General features: G+C 72.7%; 14 protein-coding genes. 10 read left to right on the top strand and 4 right to left on the bottom strand.

The window, feature by feature from the left end:
- A partial coding sequence (locus ACGFMK_RS43060) for a helix-turn-helix domain-containing protein (protein ID WP_392775803.1) occupies positions 1–1,488 on the bottom strand: 1,488 nt, incomplete at its 3' end.
- A gap of 112 nt (positions 1,489–1,600) precedes the next feature.
- Here ACGFMK_RS43060 and ACGFMK_RS43055 point away from each other — a divergent pair.
- The 6 genes from ACGFMK_RS43055 (at position 1,601) to hpaD (ending at position 8,109) form a co-directional block, all read left to right on the top strand.
- A complete protein-coding gene (locus ACGFMK_RS43055) occupies positions 1,601–2,452 on the top strand; it encodes a hypothetical protein (protein ID WP_392775800.1) in 852 nt (283 codons plus the stop codon).
- A gap of 67 nt (positions 2,453–2,519) precedes the next feature.
- Complete coding sequence (locus ACGFMK_RS43050; protein WP_392775797.1) at positions 2,520–3,938, top strand: fumarylacetoacetate hydrolase family protein; 1,419 nt, start codon at positions 2,520–2,522, stop codon at positions 3,936–3,938.
- Positions 3,920–4,588: a GntR family transcriptional regulator gene (locus ACGFMK_RS43045; RefSeq protein WP_392775795.1), complete on the top strand. Its 669-nt coding sequence runs from the start codon at positions 3,920–3,922 to the stop codon at positions 4,586–4,588. The genes ACGFMK_RS43050 and ACGFMK_RS43045 overlap by 19 nt, the downstream gene beginning before the upstream one ends.
- 16 nt (positions 4,589–4,604) lie before the next feature.
- Positions 4,605–5,552 (top strand): 4-hydroxy-tetrahydrodipicolinate synthase, encoded by a 948-nt coding sequence (gene dapA / locus ACGFMK_RS43040; RefSeq protein WP_392775792.1) that lies wholly within the window; start codon positions 4,605–4,607, stop codon positions 5,550–5,552.
- Positions 5,549–7,057, top strand: coding sequence for a 5-carboxymethyl-2-hydroxymuconate semialdehyde dehydrogenase (gene hpaE / locus ACGFMK_RS43035; RefSeq protein WP_392775789.1), 1,509 nt, complete (start codon positions 5,549–5,551; stop codon positions 7,055–7,057). Before dapA ends, hpaE begins: the two co-directional genes overlap by 4 nt.
- Positions 7,054–8,109 carry a 3,4-dihydroxyphenylacetate 2,3-dioxygenase gene (hpaD, locus tag ACGFMK_RS43030; protein ID WP_392775787.1) on the top strand — a complete coding sequence of 352 codons (1,056 nt, stop codon included), beginning with the start codon at positions 7,054–7,056 and terminating at the stop codon, positions 8,107–8,109. The genes hpaE and hpaD overlap by 4 nt, the downstream gene beginning before the upstream one ends.
- Here the strand turns inward: hpaD and ACGFMK_RS43025 are convergent.
- A complete protein-coding gene (locus ACGFMK_RS43025; RefSeq protein ID WP_392775784.1) occupies positions 8,087–9,886 on the bottom strand; it encodes a S9 family peptidase in 1,800 nt (599 codons plus the stop codon). The two genes, hpaD and ACGFMK_RS43025, sit on opposite strands and share 23 nt — an antisense overlap.
- A gap of 78 nt (positions 9,887–9,964) precedes the next feature.
- Here ACGFMK_RS43025 and ACGFMK_RS43020 point away from each other — a divergent pair, with 78 nt between their 5' ends.
- Complete coding sequence (locus ACGFMK_RS43020) at positions 9,965–10,405, top strand: ATP-binding protein (protein ID WP_392775783.1); 441 nt, start codon at positions 9,965–9,967, stop codon at positions 10,403–10,405.
- 45 nt (positions 10,406–10,450) lie between these two features.
- Here the strand turns inward: ACGFMK_RS43020 and ACGFMK_RS43015 are convergent, their stop codons facing one another.
- Complete coding sequence (locus ACGFMK_RS43015; RefSeq protein WP_392775781.1) at positions 10,451–10,870, bottom strand: DUF6292 family protein; 420 nt, start codon at positions 10,868–10,870, stop codon at positions 10,451–10,453.
- Positions 10,871–11,034: 164 nt separating this feature from the next.
- Between ACGFMK_RS43015 and ACGFMK_RS43010 the strand changes: the two genes are divergently transcribed.
- From ACGFMK_RS43010 to ACGFMK_RS43000, 3 genes are all read left to right on the top strand, one after another.
- A complete protein-coding gene (locus ACGFMK_RS43010) occupies positions 11,035–12,441 on the top strand; it encodes an FAD-binding oxidoreductase (protein WP_392775779.1) in 1,407 nt (468 codons plus the stop codon).
- Positions 12,423–13,727 (top strand): class I SAM-dependent methyltransferase, encoded by a 1,305-nt coding sequence (locus tag ACGFMK_RS43005; protein WP_392775776.1) that lies wholly within the window; start codon positions 12,423–12,425, stop codon positions 13,725–13,727. Before ACGFMK_RS43010 ends, ACGFMK_RS43005 begins: the two co-directional genes overlap by 19 nt.
- A 99-nt stretch (positions 13,728–13,826) precedes the next feature.
- A complete protein-coding gene (locus tag ACGFMK_RS43000; protein ID WP_086680104.1) occupies positions 13,827–14,030 on the top strand; it encodes a cold-shock protein in 204 nt (67 codons plus the stop codon).
- A 78-nt stretch (positions 14,031–14,108) separates the two neighbouring features.
- Here the strand turns inward: ACGFMK_RS43000 and ACGFMK_RS42995 are convergent, their stop codons facing one another.
- Complete coding sequence (locus ACGFMK_RS42995; protein ID WP_392775773.1) at positions 14,109–14,336, bottom strand: hypothetical protein; 228 nt, start codon at positions 14,334–14,336, stop codon at positions 14,109–14,111.
- Positions 14,337–14,396: the final 60 nt, after the last annotated feature.

The following is a 14,396-nucleotide window of genomic DNA, read 5'->3' as shown; positions in this document are numbered from 1 at the left end:
GTACTCGAACAGCCCGAGCCCGACGGCGGCGATCGCCTCGGGTGGCACCCCGGGGGTGGCGGCGGCCTGCCGCACGACGGTGACCAGGTGCGGCTGGTGCGCGTCGAGCCAGCCGAAGACCTCGCCGACCGTCGCCGGGACCTCCCCGCCGGCCCAGCGCCCGGCCGCCCAATCGTGGCGCTGCGAAGCCGCCGAGACCAGCGCCATGCTCCGCCACGCCATCGCCGCGCACAGCTCGACGACCCGGGTGATCGCCGCCGCCCGCTCGGGCGCGGTCAGCCGCTCGGCGTGTTCACGGGCGTAGAGCCGGAGCAGGTCGTGCAACCGGTACCACCCGGGCGCGGGCGTGGTCAGCAGGTGCTCGTCGGTCAGGCGTTCCAGCAGCTCCTCGGTCTCCCGTTCCGGTGCGTCGAGCAGCCGGCCGGCGACGGCGACCGAGAGCTCGGAGACGTCGAGCAGGGACAGCAGCGGGTACGCGCGGGCCGCGGGCGGATCGCCGGCCGCCAGGCGGCGGAACGCGAGTTCGAAGCTGGTCCGGACGCCGGTCTCGTCGAGCCGGCGGCGTTCGTCGTCGAGCCGGTGGGCCAGGTGGGCGACCGGCCAGCTCGGCCGGGTCGCGAGCCGCGCCCCGGCCAGGTGCAGGGCGAGCGGCAGGTACCCGCAGAGCCGGGCGACCGACCGGGCGGCGGTGGGTTCGGCGGCGACCCGCTCGGCGCCGATCTCCGCCGCCAGCAGCCGCAGCGCGTCCGCCTCCGGCAGGACGTCGAGCAGGACCTGGTGCGCCTGCGGCAGGTCGGGCAACGCCGCGCGGCTGGTGACGATCGCGCCCGACCCGCCGCCGCCGGGCAGCAGCGGCGCGACGTGCGCGGCGTCGCGGGCGTTGTCGAGCACCAGCAGCACGCGTTTCGCGGCGAGCAGCGACCGGAACCGCGCCGACGCGGTTTCGAGCGACAACGGTGCCGGCGGTTCCCCGCCGAGCTCCCGGATCAGCCGGTCGAGCAGGTCCAGCGGATCCGGCGGGTCGGCCGCGTGCCCGCGCAGGTCCAGGTGCAGCGAGCCGTCGGGGAATCGCCGGGCGAGCCGGTGCCCGGCGTGCAGCGCCAGCGCCGTCTTCCCGATCCCGGCCATCCCGGCGACGGCGACCACGGCACCCGACCGCTCTTCGAAGCAGGCCAGCACCCGTTCGAGCTCGGCTTCCCGGCCGGTGAACGCGGCGATCTCCCCGGGCAGCTCCCGCGGGACGACCCCCGGTTCCGGCTTGGGACCGGTGGGCCGCGCGGCGGCCGCGGTGAAGGCGGCCCGGTCGTCACCGGAGAGCTCGAGGGCGTCGGCGAGCCGGTCGAGGGTGGCGCGCTGCGGGAACCGCCGGTCCCCGCGTTCGAGCGCGCCGACCGCCTGCCCGCTCAGCCCCGACTTCTCGGCCAGCGCCTCCTGGGTCAGCCCCGCGGCGCGCCGAAGACGGCGCAACCGCGCCCCGAACGAGTCCATCTCCCCTCCCCCTCCGGCTCCGAGCATCACATGCCGGCCGCGTCGCGCGCTACCGCCGGAAATGTCGGTCCCGTTCGCTACGGTCGCCGCGAACCGATCACGAGGGGGAACGATGAGCACCCTGCAGGACGCCGCCGAACGCGGCACGCCGGAGCAGGTGGCCGAGCTGGCCCGCCGCGCGGCCGACGTCGACGTCGCCGACGAGGGCCACACCGCCCTGTGGTGGGCCGTGCACGCCCGTCGCCCGGACAACGCCCGTGTGCTGGCCGAAGCGGGCGCCGATCCGTGGCGGCCGGACCCGTCCGGCTGGTCGCCGGGGCGGCTCGCGCTGGCCGGGCCCACCCCGGACCTGTTCGGCACCCCACCCGGCGGAGTCGCGCTCACCGACGCCGAAGCCGCCGTCGTGGCCGAGGCGCCCCGGCTCGGGCACGCGCTGCGCACCAACCTGCGCGAAGGCACCGGTCTCGGGTGCGTCGCGGGGATCGACGCCGCGGAAGCGGCGCGGCGCCTGGACGCGGCTCCCGTCGAGCCCGAGGCCGGCCGGACGCTGTCCGAGGATCCGTGGGCGGCCGAGGGCATCGACCTGATCGCCGGGTTCACCGACGTGCCCGGCGGCTGCGTCCTCACCCAGCCGTGGGGCTACCTGCCGCAGACCCCGCTCGTCACGTGGCTGCTGTCGGCGGGCACGGTCTGTTACGGCGTCTACTCGAACCCGAAGAGCGGCAACCAGGGCAGCATCGTCCGCGACGGCGTCGTCGCAGGGTCGGACCTGCACCCCGGCGGCGCGCCGTACGCCGATTCCTCCGGTCTTGAGGTGCTGCTTTCCTCCCTGCACCCGGGAAACGCGGCGGCCTACGCCTGCGCGTACGCGGGACTGCGGCCGCTCGACGCGCGCTCGATCACCGGCCCGCCCGACGTCTGGGCGGTGCTGCCCGAGCGGGACTACTGGCACTACGGGACGTAGCCGGAGGAACCCCCGTCGTCGCAATCGGCGGGGTCTTTCATCGACCAGATCGTATATCATTTGGAATATGACCAGCATCGCGCGGCCCGGCAAGATCATCGCGCTGCACCTCAACTACCGCTCCCGCGCCGCGCAACGCGGGCGCGTCCCGGAGCAGCCGTCGTACTTCCTCAAGCCGCCGACCTCCGTCGCGGCGAGCGGGGACGTCCTCGAGCGCCCGGCCGGCACCGAACTGCTCGGCTTCGAAGGCGAGATCGCGCTGGTCATCGGCCGGCTCGCCCGCCGCGTCGCCCCCGGGGAGGGCTGGTCGTACGTCGGCGGCGTCACCGCGGCCAACGACTTCGGCGTCTACGACCTTCGCTACGCCGACAAGGGCAGCAACCTCCGCTCGAAGGGCGGCGACGGCTTCACCCCGCTCGGCCCGGCGGTCCTGCCCGCCGCGGACGTCGACCCGGCCGCACTGCGGCTGCGCACCTGGCTCAACGGCGCCCTCGTCCAGGACGACACCACCGCCGACCTGCTGTTCGGCTTCGGCCGGCTGGTCGCCGACCTCTCGCAGCTGATCACCCTCGAACCCGGGGACGTCGTGCTCACCGGGACGCCCGCGGGCGCGTCGGTCGCCGGGCCCGGGGACGTCGTCGAGGTCGAAGTCAGCGCCGGGGAGCGCACCACCGGCCGACTGGTCACCCCGATCGCGGAGGGGACCGTCCCCTTCGGACCGTACGGCGCGCTCCCCCGGGTCGACGAGAAGCAGCGCGCGGACGCCTACGGAACGTCCGAACCGGACTTCACGCTGAGCCCGGAACTGCGGGAGCGGATCGAATCCGTCGGCACCGCAACGCTTTCCGTCCAGCTCCGCAAGCGCGGCTACCACGACGTCTTCATCGAGGGCCTCACGTCGACCCGGCCCGGGTCCCGGCTGACCGGCCGCGCGCGGACTCTCCGCTACCTGCCGTACCGCGAAGACCTGTTCCGCGCGCACGGGGGCGGCTACAACGCGCAGAAACGCGCCATCGACGCCCTCGGCCCCGGTGACGTCCTGGTCATGGAGGCCCGCGGCGAACGCGGGACCGGCACCGTCGGTGACATCCTCGCGCTGCGCGCGCAGGTGCGCGGCGCGGCCGGGATCGTCACCGACGGCGGGGTCCGCGACCTGGCCGCGGTGTCCGCTTTGGACATTCCCACCTACCACGCCGGGCCGCACCCGGCGGTGCTCGGACGCCGGCACGTGCCGTGGGAGGTCGACGTCGCGATCGCCTGCGGGGGCGCGGCCGTCTGCCCCGGCGACGTCATCGCGGGTGACGGCGACGGCGTGCTCGTCATGCCACCGCACCTGGTCGAGGAGGTCGTCGACGCGGCGATCGAGCAGGAGCGGCAGGAGACGTTCATCGCCGAGCAGGTCGCCGCGGGCGAGCGGGTCGAGGGGCTCTACCCGATGGACGAGCACTGGCGCGGGAGGTACGCCGCATGGCTCGCGAAACGGTGAACGGCGCCGCGCCGAGCAAGTCGCGCATCGCCTACGAATGGATCAAGGCCCGCATCGGCGACGGCACCTTCTCCCCCGGCTACCGGCTGGTCCTCGGCCGGCTCGCGCAGGAGCTCGGTGTCAGCGTGGTCCCCATCCGCGAGGCGATCCGGCTGCTGGAAGCCGAAGGACTCGTCACGTTCGAACGCAACGTCGGCGCGCAGGTCACGATGGTCGACGAGAGCGACTACCAGCACACGATGCAGACCCTCGCGCTGGTGGAGGGCTACGCGGCCGCCTTGGCCGCTCCCCTGCTGCCGCCGGGCGCGCTCGACGAGGCCCGTGAACTGAACGCCCAGCTCGCCGACTGTCTCGGGCACTTCGAACCGGCGCGGTTCACCGCGCTCAACCGGGACTTCCACACCGTGCTGTTCGCCGCGTGCCCCAACCCGCAGATCCTCGACCTGGTCCACCGCAGCTGGAACCGGCTGAGCGGCCTGCGGACCTCGACGTTCAGCTTCGTACCCGGCCGCGCCCGCCAGTCGGTGGCCGAGCACGAGGCCATCCTCGGCCTGCTCGACGCCGGCGGCCCCGCCGCCGACGTCGAACGCGCCGTGCGCGACCACCGGCTGGCCACCCTGGCCGCGTTCCTCGACTACCGCCACCCCTGACGCAGAAGGGAAAACCATGCGATTCCGCTCCGACCCCCAGGCGATCCGCGGGTCGATCGCGCCGCTGATGACGCCGTTCACCGCCGACGGCGCGGTGGACCACGACGGCCTGGCCAACCTGGTGCGCTGGCAGCTCGCCGCCGGCACCCACGGCATCTCGATCGGCGGTTCGACCGGCGAACCCGGCTCGCAGACCGTCGCCGAACGCACCGAGGCGATCCGCACGGTCGTCGCCGTCGTCGACGACCGCGTCCCGTTCGCCGCGGGCACCGGATCCGCGAAGCTGGACGAGACCCTCGAGCTGACGGCCGCCGCGCGCGACGCCGGGATCGACGCGGCGCTGGTCATCACGCCGTACTACGCGCGCCCGACCCAGGACGCGCTGTTCGTCTGGTACCGCACGGTCGCCAACGAGTTCCCCGACCTGCCGATCGTCGCCTACAACGTGCCGAGCCGCACCGCCGTCGACCTCGCGCCGGAGACCGTCGCGCGGCTGTTCCGCTCGTGTGACAACTTCGTCGGCATCAAGGAGACGACGAAGGACTTCGAGCACTTCTCGCGGGTGCTGCACCTGTGCGGGCGGGAGCTGGTCGTGTGGTCCGGGATCGAGCTGCTCTGCCTGCCGCTGCTGGCGCTGGGCGGTGCCGGGTTCGTCAGCGCGACGGCCAACATCGCGCCCGCCGCGTGCGCCGCGATGTACGAGGCCTGGCAGGCCGGCGACCACGAACGCGCGCGGGAGCTCCACTACGGCCTGCACCCGCTGGCCGACCTGCTGTTCGTCGAGACCAACCCGGCGCCCGGCAAGTGGGTCCTCGAACACCGCGGGCTGATCGCGTCCGGGCACGTCCGGCCGCCGCTGCTCCCGCCGTCCGAGGCCGGGCTGGCCCGCATCAAGGACCTCATGGCCGAAGGCGCGAAGTACCTCTCGCCGACCGAAGGCTTCACCGTGGAGGGGAAAGCATGAGTCACCACGTCCCGGAAGGACTGCCGGGCGCGCTGCAGCACTACATCGGCGGGCAGCTCGTCGACAGCGTCTCGGGCAAGACCTTCGACGTGCTCGATCCGGTGTCGAACACCCCGTACGTGACCGCGGCGGCGGGCCAGGCCGAGGACGTCGACCGGGCGGTCGCCGCGGCGCGCACGGCGTTCGTCGACGGGCCCTGGCCGCGCCTGGCGCCCCGCGCGCGGGCCCGGGTGCTGAACAAGATCGCCGACGCCGTCGAGGCCCAGGACGCCCGGCTGGCCGAGCTGGAGACGTTCGACACCGGCCTGCCGATCACCCAGGCGCTGGGCCAGGCGCAGCGCGCGGCGGAGAACTTCCGGTTCTTCGCCGGCCTCGTGGTCGCGCAGGCCGACGACACCTACCAGGTGCCGGGCCGGCAGGTGAACTACGTGCACCGCAAGCCGGTCGGCGTCGCCGGGCTCATCACGCCGTGGAACACGCCGTTCATGCTGGAGAGCTGGAAGCTCGCGCCCGCGCTGGCGGCCGGCTGCACGGTGGTGCTGAAGCCGGCCGAGTTCACACCGCTGTCGGCGAGCCTCTGGGCGGAGATCTTTGCCGGCGCGGGCCTGCCCGAAGGCGTGTTCAACCTGGTCAACGGCTTCGGCGAGGAGGCGGGCGACGCGCTGGTCAAGCACCCGGACGTCCCGCTGATCTCCTTCACCGGCGAGTCCACGACGGGTCAGACGATCTTCCGCAACTGCGCGACCGGGCTCAAGGGCATGTCGATGGAGCTGGGCGGCAAGTCCCCGGCGATCGTCTTCGCCGACGCGGATCTCGACGCCGCCCTCGACTCGACGTTGTTCGGGGTGTTCTCCCTCAACGGGGAACGCTGCACCGCGGGCAGCCGGATCCTCGTCGAGCGCCCGATCTACGACGAGTTCTGCGAGCGGTACGCCGCGCGAGCGCGGACCATCGTCGTCGGCGACCCGCACGACCCCGCCACCGAGGTCGGCGCGCTGGTGCACCCCGAGCACTACGCCAAGGTCATGAGCTACGTCGAGCTGGGCAAGTCCGAAGGCCGCCTGCTCGCCGGCGGCGGGCGTCCGTCCGGTGTGGACAGCGGCAACTACGTCGCGCCGACCGTGTTCGCCGACGTCGCCCCGGACGCGCGGATCTTCCAGGAGGAGATCTTCGGCCCGGTCGTCGCGCTGACGTCGTTCGACACCGAGGCGGAAGCCCTGGCACTGGCCAACAACGTCAAGTACGGGCTCGCCGCCTACCTGTGGACGTCGAACCTGGAGCGCGCGCACACCTTCGCGCAGTCGGTCGACGCCGGGATGGTCTGGCTGAACTCGCACAACGTCCGCGACCTGCGCACGCCGTTCGGCGGGGTCAAGGCGTCCGGCCTCGGCCAGGAGGGCGGCTACCGCTCGCTCGACTTCTACACCCACCAGCAGGCGATTCACGTTTCGCTCGGGCCGGTGCACCCGGCCCGGTTCGGCAGCGTCGGAAGGGGACAGTCATGACCGCCACCCCGCCGGACGTCCTCCGCTGCGCGTACGCCGAACTGGTCGTCACGGACCTGGCCGCGTCGCGGGAATTCTACGTCGGCGTGCTCGGCCTCGTGGTGTCCGATGAGGACGAAGAGGCGCTGTACCTGCGGGCGTTCGAGGAGTACCTGCACCATTCGCTGGTGTTGCGGAAGGGTGCGACGCCCGCGCTGGCCGTGCTCGGCTACCGCATCCGGAGCGCGGCCGATCTCGACCTCGCCGAGGCGTACTACCGCGCTCTCGGCTGCCGCGTCGAGCGCCGCGCGGCGGGCGCCACTCGCGGCATCGGCGAGGCGGTCCGCGTCGAGGACCCGCTCGGCTTCCCGGTCGAGTTCTTCTGCGAAGCCGAGCACGTCGAGCGGTTCACCCAGCGCTACGACGTCCACGGCGCCGGTGCGCTGTCGCGGCTCGACCACTTCAACCTCGACACCCCGGACGTCCCGGCGGCCCGGAAGTACTACGAGGGCCTGGGTTTCCGCGTGTCGGAGGACATCCAGGACGACGAGGGCACGGTCTACGCGGCCTGGATGTTCCGCAAGCCGACGGTGCACGACGTCGCCCTCACCGGCGGCGACGGGCCGCGGCTGCACCACATCGCGTTCGCGAGCCACGAGCGGACGCAGATCCTGCACCTCTGCGACCACCTCGGCGCGCTGCGCCAGTCCGGCATGATCGAGCGCGGGCCGGGCCGCCACGGTGTGTCGAACGCGTTCTACCTCTACCTCCGCGACCCCGACGGGCACCGGATCGAGATCTACACCCACGACTACTACACCGGCGACCCGGACAACCCGGTGCTCACCTGGGACGTGCACGACAACCAGCGCCGCGACTGGTGGGGCAACCCGGTGGTGCCGAGCTGGTACTCCGACGCGTCCGCGGTGCTGGACCTCGACGGGAAGCCGCAGCCGCTGATCGCCCGGGCCGAGGCGCGCGAAGCCGACGTCACCATCGGCGCCGACGGCTTCTCGTACACGTCGAAGGACACCTCGAAGGACACGGAGTTCAAGCTGGGCGAGCAGGTTTGAGCCACCGGGTGAACCACTCGCGGGTGCGGTGCAGGAAATCGAGCTGGTGTTCGCGGCCGCGCAGCGAGTGGCCCTCCCCGGGGTAGACGGCGAACTCGTGCTCGACGCCGAAGTGGCGCAGCGCGCGGTGGAGGAACTCGGCCTGCGAGAGCGGGACGTTCGTGTCGTCCGCGCCGTGCAGCAGCAGGATCGGCGTCCGGATGTCGGCGGCGTAGGAGATCGGGCTGTTCCGGTCGTGCGGATGCGGGCCCGGGCCCTCCCAGCCGATGCTCCCGCCGTACGCCGCCTCGAAGGGGGCACCCAGCTCGCCGGTGGCGGCCAGCATGCCCCAGTCGCTGACGCCCGCGTTGACGAAGGCCGCGGCGAAGCGGTCGCTGCGCGCGGCCGCCCAGGCGGCGAGGAACCCGCCGTGGCTCCCGCCGCCGATGCCGAGCCGGTCCGGATCGGCGACACCGGCGTCGATCAGCAGGTCGATGCCGGTGAGGATGTCCGTCCACTCCGCGCCGCCGACCGCACCGGCGACGGAAACGGCGAACGCGTGGCCGTGGCCCTGGCTGCCGCGCGGGTTGGGCAGGAAGACGGCGAACCCGGCGTCGGCCAGCCACCGTGCTTGCCGGTGCCAGCCGCCGATGAACCGGTCGGCCCAGCGGTCGTACGGGCCGCCATGCACGAGCGTGACCAGCGGAAACGGGCCGTCCTGGCGCGTGGCGCCGGGTGGGAGGACGAGCAGGCCGTCCAGCTCCAGGCCGTCGGCGGCGCGGTAGGCCAGGCGCTCCTGCGGGCCCCAGGTCCTGGCGCGCAGCTCCGGGCTGCTGTCGGTGAGCCGGGTCAGCGGGCCGCCCGGCGGTCCGGTGTGGACGTCGTCGGGCTCGGTCGCGGTGCTCGCGACCACGGCGACGACACCACCGCCGTGGTTCAGGAACTCGAGGGAGCCCGGCGCGTGGGCGAGCTCCACGAACCTGCGAGTGGCCGGGTCGAGCCGCCGGATCGTGGTGTCGAGGCCTTCGGCGAACAGGGCGAGCGGCGGGCCGTCGTCGACCTGGACCAGTTCGACCGGGCAGACGTCCATCCCCTCGGTGAGGTTGGCGCCGTCCCCGGCGTCGAAGATCGCGTAGCCGCCGACGAGTCCGGGCGGGGTCAGGCCGAGGTAGAGGAGGCGGTCGCCCCACCAGGTGAGCGCGGACGCCTCGACGGCCGGAGCAGGGAGGTCGTGGCCGCCGACCAGGTGGAGCCGCGCTTCGAGCATGCCGGGACAGTGGTCGGTGACCGGCCAGGTCAGCACGGCGAGCGGGCCGCCGCCGGGGTGGGCGGCGACCTCGACGACGTGCCGGTCACCGAGGTCGCCGTGCGGACGGACCTCGCCGGTGGTCAGGTCGAGCAGCCACAGCCGGTCGGGCGGTTCCGGCGCGCGCAGGTACGGGTCGCGGGGAGGCTCTTCGCCGGGCCCGACCAGGACGACGAGGTCGCCGGGCAGCGGGACGCAGGCGGTGACGACCCGGTCGGTCACGCGTTCGGCGTCACCGGTGCGGCCGACCCGGTGGAGCCGCCGGGCGGCCAGGTAGAACACCGAGCCGGAGTCCGGGGCCCACCGGGGTGCCTCGGCGGGGCCGGCCAGCTTGCGCGGTGGCGCACCGCCGGCGGCGGGGACGAGCCACAGGTCTCCGGCCGTCCGGCCCCGGGTCGTCGTGAGGTACACGACCCAGCGGCCGTCGGGGGAAACCCGCGGCTCCCTGGGCAGGATCCGGTCGACGACGGTTTCGGCGCTCAAGTTCCCCATGCGCGCAGTCTGTCAGCCATCCGCATGGCCGGTGGCGCCGAATCCCTGGCGGGTGCGTCCGGTGCGAGGGAGTGAGCGATGAACGGCGAGACATTGCCCCCGGGCTGGGACCTGGTCGTGGAGCGGCTCAGCCTGCAGGTCGCGACGGCCGCCGAGCTCACCGTCGACCTCACGACGCGGCCGGCGCTGCGCCGCATCCGGTCGACCGTCGCCGGCTGCCTCGGCTTCGGCCGCACCAAGGAGGAACCGCTCGGCGCGCTGCTGCTCGTCGTGGACGAGCTGGTGGGCAACGCCTACGACCACACCGCGCACCCGTCACGGCTCAAGGTGACGCGCGAGCTGCGCGGCCTGCTGGTGGAGGTGTCCGACGAGGAGCCGTCGGTCGAGCGCGTCGCGGCGGGTGGCGGTCACGGCCTGAAGCTGGTCGACCAGCTGTCCCTGGGCTGGGGCGTGCGCGCGACCGAGCCGGGCAAGACCGTGTGGGCGCTCGTCCCGGCCCAGCTGTTCCGCGAACGCTGACCCCTCACGGCTCCGTGCGCGACGTACACCGGGGCAACGTCGTGGTCACGCCGCCGAGAGCGCGCCGAGCAGCTCCTCGTGGTGGCCGGCCTCGCGCAGCATCGGCGCTTCGAGCGTCCCCACGGCCGGGTCGCCGGCACGCACCGCGGCCAGGAACCGCACGACCGCGCGCGGCTGCGGCAGCACTTCGCCCCCGAGGTAGGCGAGGACGACGGCCTCTCCGCCGGTGTCCTCCAGGGCCGCCGCCCAGCCGTGCGCCTCGTCCCAGACGAGGGCGAGGTCGTGGCCGGGGAACCGGCCCAGCCGCCAGTCGAGGGCGACGTAGGCCGACACCGGGGTGTCGAGGTCGATCGTGCAGGACTCTGGCCCGACCCCCACGGCCCGGGCGACCGCCCCCAGGTATCCGCGCAACCGCCGCTCGAACGAGAACTCCGTGTCGCGCCCGAAATCGATCTGAATGCTCAACGCCGCCTCGCTTTCCCCGTCGGCCGCGGGATCTTCCGCAACCCGAACGCGGATACCCCACGCCTCCGTCGGTCAACCACGCGATGAGGCACCGGTTCCGGCCGGCGGGACAGCGAGAGGACAGGCACGGTGCGCCCCCTTCCCCCGTGAGGCAGGATCGGGGGGTGACGATCGATCAGGCCGGTGCGCCCCAGGCCCGCCCGGGCCCGGCCTTCCCCGAACACGAAACCCGCGTCGACGACCTCAGGCGCCAGCTGGCCGCGGTGGCCGGTGAGGCCACGGTCCGGCTGGCGAAGCGGACGTCGAACCTCTTCCGCTCCCGCGCTTCGGCCCAGCACCCTGGTCTGGACGTCTCGGGTTTCACCCACGTGCTGCGCGTCGACCCCGAGACGCTGACCGCCGACGTCGAAGGGATGGTCACCTACGAGCAGCTGGTCGACGCCACGCTGCCGCACGGGCTGATGCCCCTGGTCGTGCCGCAGCTCAAGACCATCACCCTCGGCGGCGCGGTCACCGGCCTCGGCATCGAGTCAAGCTCCTTCCGCAGCGGCATGCCGCACGAGTCGGTGCTGGAGCTGGAGATCATGACCGGCGACGGCGGCATCGTCGTCGCCACGCCGGACAACGAGCACCGCGACCTCTTCCACGGCTTCCCCAACTCCTACGGCACCCTCGGCTACGCGCTGCGCCTGCGGATCCAGCTCGAGCCGGTGAAGCCGTTCGTGAAGCTGCGCCACGTCCGCCACCACGACCGGGAGACGTACTTCGCGGCCCTCGGCGAGGTCTGTACCACTCGGGTTCACGAGGGCGAAGCGGTCGACTTCGTCGACGGCACGGTGTTCGGCCCGGACGAGCTGTACGTGACGCTGGGCACCTTCACCGACAGTGCCCCCGAAACCAGCGACTACACGTGGCTGGACATCTACTACCGCTCGATCCAGCGGCGCGAGACCGACCATCTCACCGTCCGCGACTACCTCTGGCGCTGGGACACCGACTGGTTCTGGTGCTCGCGGGCCTTCGGCGTCCAGTCGCGCCTCCCCCGGCTGCTGATGGGCCGCCGGTTCCTGCGGTCCTCGGTGTACTGGAAGCTCGTCGCCCTCGACCGCAGGTTCGGGATCGCCGCCAAGCTCCTCAAGCTCCGGCGGATGCCGCCGGAAGAGACCATCGTGCAGGACATCGAGGTGCCGCTGGCCCGCGCCGCGGAGTTCCTCGAGTTCTTCGAGCGGGAGATCCCGATCAGCCCGGTGTGGATCTGCCCGCTGCGCCAGCGGCCCGGTGGGGTGCGCTGGCCGCTGTACGAACTGGACCCCGACGAGCTGTACGTCAACTTCGGGTTCTGGTCGGCGGTGCCGCTGGACCCCGGCGAGCGCGACGGCGTCCACAACCGGATGATCGAAGCCGAGGTCACCCGCCTCGGCGGGCACAAATCGCTCTACTCGGACAGCTTCTACTCCGAGGACGAGTTCTGGCGCCTCTACAACGGTGACGCCTACGGGGAGCTCAAGCGGGCCTACGACCCGGCCAGCCGGCTGCTCGGCCTCTACGAAAAATGCGTCCGGCGCCGGTGAAGGCCCTGAAAGGAACAAAAGTGACCAAGGCAAGCATCCCGGTCGGCGAAGTCTTCGAGCGCCTGCTCGGCCCGAGCTCCACCGTGTCCATCACCGCCTACGACGGCAGCAGCACCGGCCCGGCCGACGCGCCGGTCGCCATCGAGGTCCGGTCGCCGCTCGCGCTGGACTACCTGATGTCGTCCCCGGGCGACCTCGGCCTGGCCCGTGCGTACGTCGCCGGGGCGATCGAGGTCACCGGCGACCTCTACACGGCGCTGCACGCGCTCGCGGCCCAGGTCGACCAGCTGACCCCGGCCGACCGCGTCTGGCTGCTGCGCAAGCTCGGGCCCGCCCACCTGCGCCGCGTCCAGCCGCCCGCCGAAGAGCTGCCGAACCGGTTCAAGCGGAGCCTGTCCGGCCTGCGACACTCGAAGGAGCGCGACAGCAGCGCCATCTCGAACCACTACGACGTCTCCAACCGGTTCTACGAGCTGGTCCTCGGGCCGTCGATGGCCTACACCTGCGCCGTGTTCCCCGAGGACGGCGCCACGCTGGAGCAGGCCCAGGAGCACAAGTTCGACCTGGTCTGCCGCAAGCTCGGCCTCAAGCCGGGGATGCGGCTGCTCGACGTCGGCTGCGGCTGGGGCGGGATGGTCGCGCACGCCGTTCGCCACTACGGCGTCGAGGCCCTCGGCGTCACACTTTCGCGTGAACAGGCGCAGTGGGCGCAGAAGAACATCGTCGCCCTCGGCCTGGCCGACCGGGCCGAGATCCGGCACCTCGACTACCGGGACGTCACCGAAACGGACTTCGACGCGATCTCGTCGATCGGGCTGACCGAGCACATCGGCGCCCGCAACGTGCCGGGGTACTTCCGCTTCCTGGCCGCCAAGCTCAAGCCGCACGGGCGGCTGCTCAACCACTGCATCACCAACCCGGACACGAGCGTCGCGCACCGCTCCCGCGGGTTCATCGACCGGTACGTCTTCCCGGACGGCGAGCTGGAGGCCCCGGGCGAGCTGGTCACGGCCATGCACGACGCCGGTCTCGAGGTCCGCCACTCGGAGAACCTCCGCGAGCACTACGCGACCACCCTGGCCGGCTGGTGCGCCAACCTCGACGAGCACTGGGACGAGGCCGTCGGCGAGGCCGGCGCGGGGCGCAGCCGGGTCTGGGCGCTCTACCTCGCGGCCTGCCGGCTGGCCTTCGAACGGCGGGAGATCGAACTGCACCAGATCCTCGGCGTCCGCACCGACAACCAGGGCGGAATGGGCATGCCGCTGCGGCCCGACTGGGGTGTTTGAGACCGGGCGTGCCTCTCGGCGAAGGTTCTGCGAGGATAGTCACCGAGACCGGGCGTCCGAACGGGGCGGCCAGGCTCACTATGAAGAGTAGGTATGGGTATGGCTCAGGGCAGTGTCAAGTGGTTCAACGGTGAAAAGGGCTTCGGCTTCATCGCTCAGGACGGCGGGGGTCCGGACGTGTTCGTCCACTACTCCGAGATCCAGGGCACCGGCTTCAAGTCGCTCGACGAGGGCCAGCGTGTGGAGTTCGAAATCGGCCAGGGCCAGAAGGGCCCCCAGGCCCAGCGGGTCAGCGTCATCTGAACCACGCGACATGGAATGCCCTCGCCCCTCGGGGCGGGGGCATTCCCCTTTTCCGGGGTTTTTCCAGGTCAGGCGCCGTCAGCGGTTGGACGTCGGGAACCGGCGTCCGGGGGTGCCGAGGGCGACGAGCTCGGTGTACTGGGCCTGCCAGGACTGCTCCGTCGCGAGCAGGTCGGCCAGCCGCTGGGTCCACCCGGCGTCCACGGTCGCCTCGATGGTGCCGAGGTGCCGATGGGTCTCCTCGCGGGCCTTGAGCCATTCGGAGAGGGTCGGGTCCAGCGCGGGTCCACCTGCACGGTCTGCCATCCGCCCACCGTACTGCCCGGCGGGGTGCGTCCGGGTCCGCTCGTTCGCCACACTGCGGGT

Source organism: Amycolatopsis sp. NPDC049252, assembly GCF_043197175.1.
Classification (GTDB): domain Bacteria; phylum Actinomycetota; class Actinomycetes; order Mycobacteriales; family Pseudonocardiaceae; genus Amycolatopsis.
Note: the sequence above shows the minus strand (reverse complement) of the source record. Positions and strands in the feature narration are given on the sequence as shown.